This window comes from Kitasatospora sp. NPDC091257, from assembly GCF_044757675.1.
Taxonomy (GTDB): domain Bacteria; phylum Actinomycetota; class Actinomycetes; order Streptomycetales; family Streptomycetaceae; genus Kitasatospora; species Kitasatospora lactacystinica.
This window is the reverse complement of the sequence record NZ_JBIVVI010000277.1, coordinates 1-8,384: the sequence shown is the minus strand read 5'-3', so window position 1 is coordinate 8,384 and position 8,384 is coordinate 1. Positions and strand designations below refer to the sequence as shown.

The 8,384-nt window shown below is 75.0% G+C and carries 11 protein-coding genes; all 11 read left to right on the top strand.

Annotation, left to right across the window (positions count from 1 at the left end; genetic code table 11):
* Positions 1–268: WYL domain-containing protein (locus tag ACIQOV_RS15455; protein WP_401048807.1), on the top strand; the 268-nt coding region annotated here is incomplete at its 5' end.
* Between the two features lie 26 nt (positions 269–294).
* A complete protein-coding gene (locus ACIQOV_RS15450) occupies positions 295–1,221 on the top strand; it encodes a WYL domain-containing protein (RefSeq protein WP_359901265.1) in 927 nt (308 codons plus the stop codon).
* A gap of 27 nt (positions 1,222–1,248) precedes the next feature.
* A complete protein-coding gene (locus ACIQOV_RS15445) occupies positions 1,249–1,455 on the top strand; it encodes a hypothetical protein (RefSeq protein WP_375876040.1) in 207 nt (68 codons plus the stop codon).
* A gap of 20 nt (positions 1,456–1,475) precedes the next feature.
* Positions 1,476–1,685 carry a hypothetical protein gene (locus ACIQOV_RS15440; protein WP_401048805.1) on the top strand — a complete coding sequence of 70 codons (210 nt, stop codon included), beginning with the start codon at positions 1,476–1,478 and terminating at the stop codon, positions 1,683–1,685.
* Between the two features lie 191 nt (positions 1,686–1,876).
* A complete protein-coding gene (tatA, locus tag ACIQOV_RS15435; protein ID WP_380544678.1) occupies positions 1,877–2,182 on the top strand; it encodes a Sec-independent protein translocase subunit TatA in 306 nt (101 codons plus the stop codon).
* A gap of 163 nt (positions 2,183–2,345) precedes the next feature.
* Positions 2,346–3,239 carry a twin-arginine translocase subunit TatC gene (gene tatC / locus ACIQOV_RS15430; protein WP_401048810.1) on the top strand — a complete coding sequence of 298 codons (894 nt, stop codon included), beginning with the start codon at positions 2,346–2,348 and terminating at the stop codon, positions 3,237–3,239.
* Between the two features lie 151 nt (positions 3,240–3,390).
* Positions 3,391–4,551, top strand: coding sequence for an FAD-dependent oxidoreductase (locus ACIQOV_RS15425; RefSeq protein WP_359901148.1), 1,161 nt, complete (start codon positions 3,391–3,393; stop codon positions 4,549–4,551).
* Positions 4,552–4,604: 53 nt separating this feature from the next.
* Positions 4,605–4,922, top strand: a complete 318-nt coding sequence (locus ACIQOV_RS15420) for a (2Fe-2S)-binding protein (protein WP_401048803.1) — start codon at positions 4,605–4,607, stop codon at positions 4,920–4,922.
* The gene (locus tag ACIQOV_RS15415) at positions 4,903–6,318 is read left to right on the top strand and encodes an NAD(P)/FAD-dependent oxidoreductase (protein WP_401048802.1); all 1,416 of its coding nucleotides are present in this window, start codon (positions 4,903–4,905) and stop codon (positions 6,316–6,318) included. Before ACIQOV_RS15420 ends, ACIQOV_RS15415 begins: the two co-directional genes overlap by 20 nt.
* A gap of 131 nt (positions 6,319–6,449) precedes the next feature.
* The gene (locus ACIQOV_RS15410; protein WP_401048808.1) at positions 6,450–7,313 is read left to right on the top strand and encodes a dihydrodipicolinate synthase family protein; all 864 of its coding nucleotides are present in this window, start codon (positions 6,450–6,452) and stop codon (positions 7,311–7,313) included.
* A 92-nt stretch (positions 7,314–7,405) separates the two neighbouring features.
* The coding region (locus ACIQOV_RS15405; RefSeq protein WP_401048801.1) for a proline racemase family protein at positions 7,406–8,384 on the top strand (979 nt) is incomplete at its 3' end.

The following is an 8,384-nucleotide window of genomic DNA, read 5'->3' as shown; positions in this document are numbered from 1 at the left end:
GGTGGCGTTGGTGGGGGGGGAGGCGCCCCCCGCCACCGCGACCGTCCGGGTCCGCCGGGGTGCCGGCTTCCCGCTGCGCACCAAGGCGCTGGGCAGCACCCGGGTGGACGAGGCCTGGGACGAGCTGGAGATCCCGTACGGCAACGGGCTGGGCGCGGACCTGGCCGAGTTCGGGCCGGACGTGCTGGTGCTCGGGCCGGAGGAGCTGCGGGCGGATGTGGTCGACCGGCTGCGGGCGGTCGCGGGTATCGAGGGAGAGCGTCCGTGAGTAATGCCATCGACCAGACGCGACGGATGCTGTCGCTGGTCACCTACCTGCGCGAGCGGCCCGGGGCCGAGGTCGCCGAGGTGGCCCGGGCGTTCGGGATCAGCGAGCGCGAGCTGATCGCGGACCTCAACGTGCTGCCGATGTGCGGCACCAGCTTCCGCGGCGGCGACCTGCTCGACATCGACACCGACGGCGAGCGGATCTGGTGGCACAACGTCGACGACGTGGCCCAGCCGCTGCGGCTGGCCGCCGACGAGGCGACCGCGCTGCTGGTGGCCGCCCGCGCGGTGGCCGGGCTGCCGGGCCTGCGGGCCGGGGACCGGGAGGCGCTCACCCGGGCCGTCGCCAAGATCGAGAACGCGGCCGGGGAGAGTGCCGAGGGCAGCGCCCGGGTCGGCGTGACCTTCGAGGCGGAGAGCCACGTGTTCGCCGACATCGACCGCGCGCTCAGCGAGGGCCGCCGGCTCTGGCTGCGCTACTACTCGCACGGGCGCGGCGGGATGACCGAGCGCGAGGTGGACCCGATCCGGCTGCTCACCGAGGGCCACACCTACCTCGAGGCCTGGTGCCGCACCTCCGAGGACCACCGGATGTTCCGGCTCGACCGGGTCGCCGAGATCCGCGTCCTGGACGTCCCGGCCGACCCGCCCCGGCGCGAGCCGCGCGACCTGAGCGGCGGGCTGGTCAACCCGGCGGCGGACGACCCCGAGGTGGTCGTCGAGGTCTCCTCCGGGGGGCGCTGGGTGGCCGAGTACTACACCCACGACCGGGCCGAGGAACTGCCCGACGGCGGGCTGCGGATCACCCTGCGCAGCGCCGACCCCTCCCAGCTGCGCCCGTTGGCGCTGCGGCTGGGCCGGGACGGCCGGATCGTCTCGCCGCCCGAACTGGCCGAGCAGGCGCGCTCGGCCGCGCGGGAGGCGCTGGCCGCCTACGGGGAGGGGCGGGCCTGAGCGGTGGAACCCGGGACCAGATTCAAGGTGTACTGCTCCGAGTGCCGGGAGAAGGTGGAGCTCCCGGCCGAGGACTTCCGCCTGACCCTCGGTCGCACCCCGGCCCAGGCGCACTACAGCTTCGGCTGCCCGCGGTGCGGTGCGGCGGTGCGCAAGCCGGCCGGGGAGAAGATCGTCGAGGCGCTCACCGGGGCCGGGGTGCGCACCATGCGGCTCGTCCCGGCGGAGGGGTGACCCCCGTATAGGGTGGGCGCATGTCCTGGATGCTCGTCGCCGCCGTCCTGCTCGCCACCGCGGGCCTGCTGGTCCTCGGGGTCCTCGCGATCCGGCTCTGGCTGGACGTGCGGGCGCTGGCCAAGGGCGTGGACCGGGCCTCGCGGGCGCTGGCCGCGGCGGCCGAGGACCTGGCGGACGCGGTGCCGGCGGCGAACGCCCCGGCGGCGGAGCGGGTCCCGGCCGCTTAGCACGGCGCGGCTCCGGGTGGTACGGGGGCTGCTGCGCGCGGGTGGGGGCGGGTTACGCTCTCAGTTGGCTCCTGAACCGCGTACCGGGGGCCGCTGTCCTGTTCGGGCGGCCGTCGTCGTGGCGTCATCCGCAGCGGTTACCATCCGCAGCGGACGGCCCGTCGGGCCGCCATGACTGAAGGTGGTCGCGCATGCGCATCTCGCCGACCGCGATCGTGGTGATCGTGGTTCTCGCCATCCTGCTGTTCGGAGCCAAGCGGCTGCCCGACCTGGCGCGCTCGCTGGGCAAGTCGATGCGGATCCTGAAGAGCGAGGCCCAGGCGATGCGTTCGGACGGCCGGTCCGAGCAGCCGGCCCCGCCCGCTCGGGCAGCGGCCCCGGTCGACGGTGCCGCGGGCCGGACCATCCAGTCCGCTCCGGGCGCTTCGGCCACGGCCCGTCCGGTGAACGAGCCCGCCGCCGGGGCCTCCGCGCCCGACGGCGACCGCCCGCACTGAGCGCGGCGCACGTGAGGCAGCCGACGCGCGCCGCGCGCACGACGTGCGGGCGGCACGCGACCACGGAGGCCCGTCGACCGGCGGGCCCCGACGCACGAGTTGAGGACCGGGGTTGAGCAAGCTCTCCAAGGCGCCGAAGGCGTCAAAGGATCCTGAGGGGCGGATGGCCCTCGCCGACCACCTGCGGGAACTGCGCAACCGCGTGGTCAAGTCGGTCCTGGCGATCGTGCTGTTCGCGATCGTCGCGGCGATCTACCACAAGCAGATCGAGCACTTCCTGCTCCAGCCGCTGCCGCAGTGCAACACCAAGGTCGACGCGGACCAGTACCACGGGCGCTGCGCCCAGGTGTCCAACATCGGCCTCACCGCCGGTTTCAACTGGATGCTGAAGGTCGCGCTGACCGCGGGCGTGGTGGCGGCCGTCCCGGTCTGGCTGTACCAGGTGTGGGCCTTCGTGGCGCCCGGCCTGCACAGGAACGAGAAGAAGTACGCGGTCATCTTCATGGCGTGCGGCGCCCCGCTGTTCCTGGCGGGTGTGGCGGCCGCGATCATGGTCATGCCGACCATGGTCGAGATGCTGATCTCGTTCACTCCGAGCGACACCACGCCGATCCTGCCGCCCGAGGACTACTTCGACATCGCCACCCGGATGGTGCTGGTCTTCGGCCTCGCCTTCGAGTTCCCGCTGCTGCTGGTGATGCTCAACCTGGTGGGCATCGTGACCGGCAAGCGGCTGCTCAGCTGGTGGCGCGGGATGGTCATGGCGATCACCGTGTTCGCCGCGTTCGCCACTCCGGGCGCCGACCCGTTCAGCATGCTGCTGCTGTCGATGCCGATCTGGGCGCTGTACTTCATCGCGGTGGGGATCGCGCTCTTCAACGACAAGCGCAAGGCGCGTCGCAACCCGGACGCCGGGCTGGACGACGAGGAGGCCTCGCACGTGGACCTCTCGGTGCAGCCGGTGGCCGGTGCGGAGTCCGTCCAGGCCTCGGCGACCCCGGCGGCCGGTGTGTCGGTGCCGGCGTCCCGTCGCGAGGAGATGGACGACATCACCTGAGCCGGTAGGGCTTGAGGGAGCCCCGGTCCGCCGTTCTGCCGAGCGGTGGGCCGGGGCTTCCCGCCGTTCCGGCCTTTCCGCTGGTGGGGGTGGTCCCGGGTTTCGGTGGGGCGGTCTTGGCAGGTCGCATGGCATGTGACATATTACTGCCGTGCTGAAGACCGAGAGACCTCCCCTGGACGTCGTCGTGGTCGGCGCCGGTGTGGTCGGCGCCGCCTGCGCCTACTACGCCGCCCGCGCCGGGCTCGCCGTCGCCGTCGTGGACCGCGGCCCGGTGGCCGGTGGCACCACCGGTGCGGGCGAGGGCAACCTGCTGGTCTCCGACAAGGAGCCCGGCCCCGAACTCGACCTCGCCCTGCTCAGCACCCGGCTCTGGCGCGAACTCGCCGAGCGGCTCGGCCCCGCGATCGAGTACGAGCCCAAGGGCGGCGTGGTGGTCGCCTCCACCGCCGCCGGGCAGGACGCGCTGCGGGCCTTCGCCGCCGGGCAGCGGACCGTCGGGGTCGAGGCCGAGGAGGTGCCCGGCGAGCGGCTGCGCGAGCTGGAGCCGCACCTGGCCGAGGGCCTGGCCGGCGGCTTCCACTACCCGCAGGACGCCCAGGTCCAGCCCGCCCTGGCCGCCGCCCACCTGCTGCGCGAGGCCCGCCGGATGGGCGCCGAGCTGATCACCGGGGAGAGCGTCACCGCCGTCGACCGCGGCCCGGACGGCGCCGTGCGCGGCGTGCGGACCGACCGGCGGAGCCTGGCCGCCGCCGCCGTGGTGAACGCGGCCGGCACCTGGGGCGGCGAGATCGCCGCGCTGGCCGGAGTGCACCTGCCGGTGCTGCCCCGGCGCGGCTTCGTGCTGGTCACCGAGCCGCTGCCGCGGGTCGTGCGGCACAAGGTCTACGCCGCCGACTACGTGGCCAACGTGGCCAGCGGATCGGCCGGGCTGGAGACCTCCGCCGTGATCGAGGGCACCCCGGGCGGGCCGGTGCTGATCGGTGCCAGCCGGGAGCGGGTCGGCTTCGACCGCACGCTCTCCCAGGAGGTGCTGAGCCGGCTCGCCGCCCAGGCCGCCGCGCTGTTCCCGGTGCTCGCCGACGTCACCGTGATGCGCACCTACCGGGGCTTCCGCCCGTACCTGCCGGACCACCTGCCGGCCATCGGCGCCGACCCCCGGGTGCCCGGGCTCTACCACGCCTGCGGGCACGAGGGGGCCGGCATCGGGCTGGCCCCGGCGACCGGGCTGCTGATCAGCGAGCAGCTCACCGGCAAGCGGCCGGAGCTGGACCTCGCACCGTTCCGGGCGGACCGCTTCCCGGCCGGGTGAGCGCCGGCCCGCCATCGCCACACATGTTCCGTCCAGGATTGGAGAAGCCGCCGATGCGCCGCCGCACCCCCGCCGGGCTGGTCCAGGCCGAGCCCGGGCCCGCCCACCACATCGAGTTCGACGGGCGGCCCGTCCCCGCGCTGCCCGGGCAGTCGATCGCCGCCGCGCTCTGGGCCGACGGCGTGCTCGCCTGGCGCACCACCCGGGTCGGCGGCGAACCGCGCGGGGCGTTCTGCGGGATCGGCGCCTGCTTCGACTGCCTGGCCACCGTGGACGGCCGCCCCAACCAGCGCACCTGCCTGCTCCCCGCGGAGCCCGGCACCACCGTCACCACCCAGGAGGGCCACGGCCGTGCCGACCTCGCCGTCTGACGCCCACGACAGCCGGCCGTACGACCTCGTGGTGGTCGGCGCCGGCCCGGCCGGGCTGGCCGCCGCCGTCACCGCCGCCGACCTCGGGCTGCGCTGCGCCCTGCTGGACGGCGGGCGGAGCACCGGCGGGCAGTACTACCGCCACCCGGCGCCCGGCCTGGGCGCGGCGCGGCCGGACCGGCTGCACCACCACTGGTCCGCCTACACCGGCCGGGCCGACCGGCTCGACGCGCACGAGCGCGCCGGGCGGGCCGCCTTCCTGGCCGGGCACCAGGTCTGGGCCCTGGAGCGCACCGGGGACGGCTTCGCGGTGCACGTCACCCGCGGGCCGGAGAGCACCGACCGGGCCACCGTCCGGTCCCGGTCGGTGCTGCTCGCCACCGGCGCGTACGAGCGGCAGCTGCCGTTCCCCGGCTGGACCCTGCCCGGGGTCGTCACCGCGGGCGGCGCCCAGGCCATGCTCAAGGCCGGGCTGGTGCTGCCCGGGAAGCGGATCGTGGTGGCCGGCAGCGGCCCGCTGCTGCTCGCGGCCGCCTCCTCGCTGGTCACCGCCGGGGCCGAGGTGCCCGCCGTGGTCGAGGCGACCGCCTACCTCGGGTACGCGCGGCACCCCGGCGTGCTGGCGGGCGTGCCCGGCAAGCTGGTCGAGGGCGCCGGGCACGGCGGGGCGCTGCTGCGCCACGGCGTGCGGCTGCGCCCGCGCAGCGCGGTGGTCGAGGCGCACGGGACGGACCGGGTCACCGGCGTCACGGTGGCCCGGCTGGACGCCGACTGGCGGCCGGTGCCCGGCACCGGGCGGCGGATCGACTGCGACGCGCTCGCCGTCGGCCACGGCCTGCTGCCGCAGATCGACCTGGCCACCGAGCTGGGTGCGCGGACCGTGACCGGGCCGGACGGCGCGGTCGCGCTGGAGGTCGACGCCCGGCTGCGCACCAGCGTGCCCGGCCTCTGGTCCGCGGGGGAGACCAATGGCGTCGGCGGCGCGGACCTCGCGCTCGCCGAGGGCGAGCTGGCCGCGTACGCGGTGGCCGGGGAGCGACCCGCGGCCGCGCTGATGCGCCGCCGCTCGCGGCTGCGGGCCTTCGCCGACCTGATGGCCGCCGCCCACCGGCCGGGCCCCGGCTGGACCGGCTGGCTGCGTCCGGACACCGACGTCTGCCGGTGCGAGGAGGTGCCGGTCGAGGCGATCCGGGAGGCCGTCGAGGAACTGGGCGCGGGCGATCCGCGCACCGTCAAGCTGCTCACCCGGGCCGGGATGGGCTGGTGCCAGGGCCGGATGTGCGGTCCGGCCGTGGCCTGCCTGGCCGGTTCGGGTGAGCCCGGGCCCGACCGCCGCCCGCTGGGCTGCCCGGTGCCGCTCTCCCAGCTGGCGGCGGGGCCCACCCCGGAGTCGTAACGGGCCCGCCGTCGAACGGCGGGCCGGGGACCTTGTCTCCGGCCTGTCCGCTCTTGTAAAATGTCACACCTCATCAAGGAGCTCATGTGTCCATCACCCAGCACGACACCAACCGTCCCTGGCGCGGCATCATGGTCGCCACCACGCTCCCGCTGCGCCCGGACCACTCCGTCGACTACGACGCCTACGCCGAGCACGTCCGCTGGCTGATCGACTCCGGCTGCGAGGGCGTCGTCCCCAACGGCTCGCTGGGCGAGTACCAGACGCTCACCGCCGAGGAGCGCGCCAAGGTCGTCGAGGTCGCCGTCGAGGCGGCCGGCGACGGCTCCCGGGTCATGCCCGGCGTCGCCGCCTACGGCAGCGCCGAGTCCCGCCGCTGGGCCGAGCAGGCCGCCGAGGCCGGCGCCGGCTCCGTCCTGCTGCTGCCGCCGAACGCCTTCCGGGCCGACCACGCCTCGGTGCGCGCCCACTACGCCGAGGTCGCCAAGGCCGGCCTGCCGATCGTGGCGTACAACAACCCGATCGACACCAAGGTCGACCTGGTCCCCCCGCTGCTCGCCCAGCTGCACGCCGAGGGCTCGATCGTCGCGGTCAAGGAGTTCAGCGGCGACGTCCGCCGGGCGTACGAGATCGCCGAGCTGGCCCCCGGGCTGGACCTGCTGATCGGCGCCGACGACGTGCTGCTGGAGCTGGCGCTCGCCGGAGCGGTCGGCTGGATCGCCGGCTACCCGAACGCCCTGCCGGCCGCCTCGGTGGCGCTCTACGACGCCGCCGTCTCCAAGGACCTGGAGAGCGCGCTGCCGCTCTACAAGTCGCTGCACTCGCTGCTGCGCTGGGACTCCAAGACCGAGTTCGTCCAGGCCATCAAGCTCTCCATGGACATCGCCGGGCGCCCCGGCGGCCCGGTGCGCGCCCCGCGCCAGCCGCTCGTCCCGGAGATCGAGACGGCCGTCCGCGCGGCCACCGAGAAGGCGCTGGCCGACGGCCTGGTCTGACACCGGCGCGAACCCGGGCCTCCGGGCCGGCTGCGGCGGCAGTCGGCCCGGCCCACCCCCCACCATCCGAACCTGTACGGGAGTTGTGACCCATGCGCAGCCGTCACGTGTTCCACGCCGTCGACTCGCACACCGAGGGCATGCCGACCCGGGTGATCACCGGCGGCTTCGGCGTCATCCCCGGCGCCACCATGGCCGAGCGCCGGGTGCACTTCCAGGAGCACCTGGACCACTTCCGCACCCTGCTGATGTACGAGCCGCGCGGCCACGCCGCGATGAGCGGCGCGATCCTCCAGCCGCCGACCCGGCCGGACGCCGACTTCGGCGTGCTCTACATCGAGGTCTCCGGACTGCTGCCGATGTGCGGGCACGGCACCATCGGGGTCGCCACCGTGCTGGTCGAGACCGGGATGGTCCCCGTGGTCGAGCCGGTCACCACCGTACGGCTGGACACCCCGGCCGGACTCGTGGTCGCCGAGGTGCACGTCGAGGACGGCGCCGCCAAGGCGGTGACCATCCGCAATGTGCCCTCCTACTCGGTCGCCCTGGACCGCAAGATCGAGGTGCCCGGCTACGGCACGGTGACCTACGACCTTGCGTACGGCGGCAACTTCTACGCCATCCTGCCGCTCGCCGAGTTCGGGCTGCCCTTCGAGCGTGAGCGCAAGCAGGAGATCCTGGACGCCGGCCTGGCGATGATGGACGCGATCAACGCGAGCCCGGACCGGCCGGTGCACCCGGAGAACCCGTCCATCCACAGCTGCCACCACGTCCAGCTGCTCGCCCCCGGCTCCACCGCCGAGCACTCCCGGCACGCGATGGCCATCCACCCCGGCTGGTTCGACCGCTCGCCCTGCGGCACCGGCACCTCGGCGCGGATGGCCCAGCTGCACGCGCGCGGCGAACTGCCCCTCGGGCGGGACTTCCGCAACGACTCCTTCATCGGGACCACCTTCACCGGGCGGCTGGTCGAGGAGACCGAGGTGGCCGGGCGGCCCGCGGTGGTGCCCACCGTCACCGGGCGGGCCTGGGTCACCGGCACCGCCCAGTACTTCCTCGACCCGAGCGACC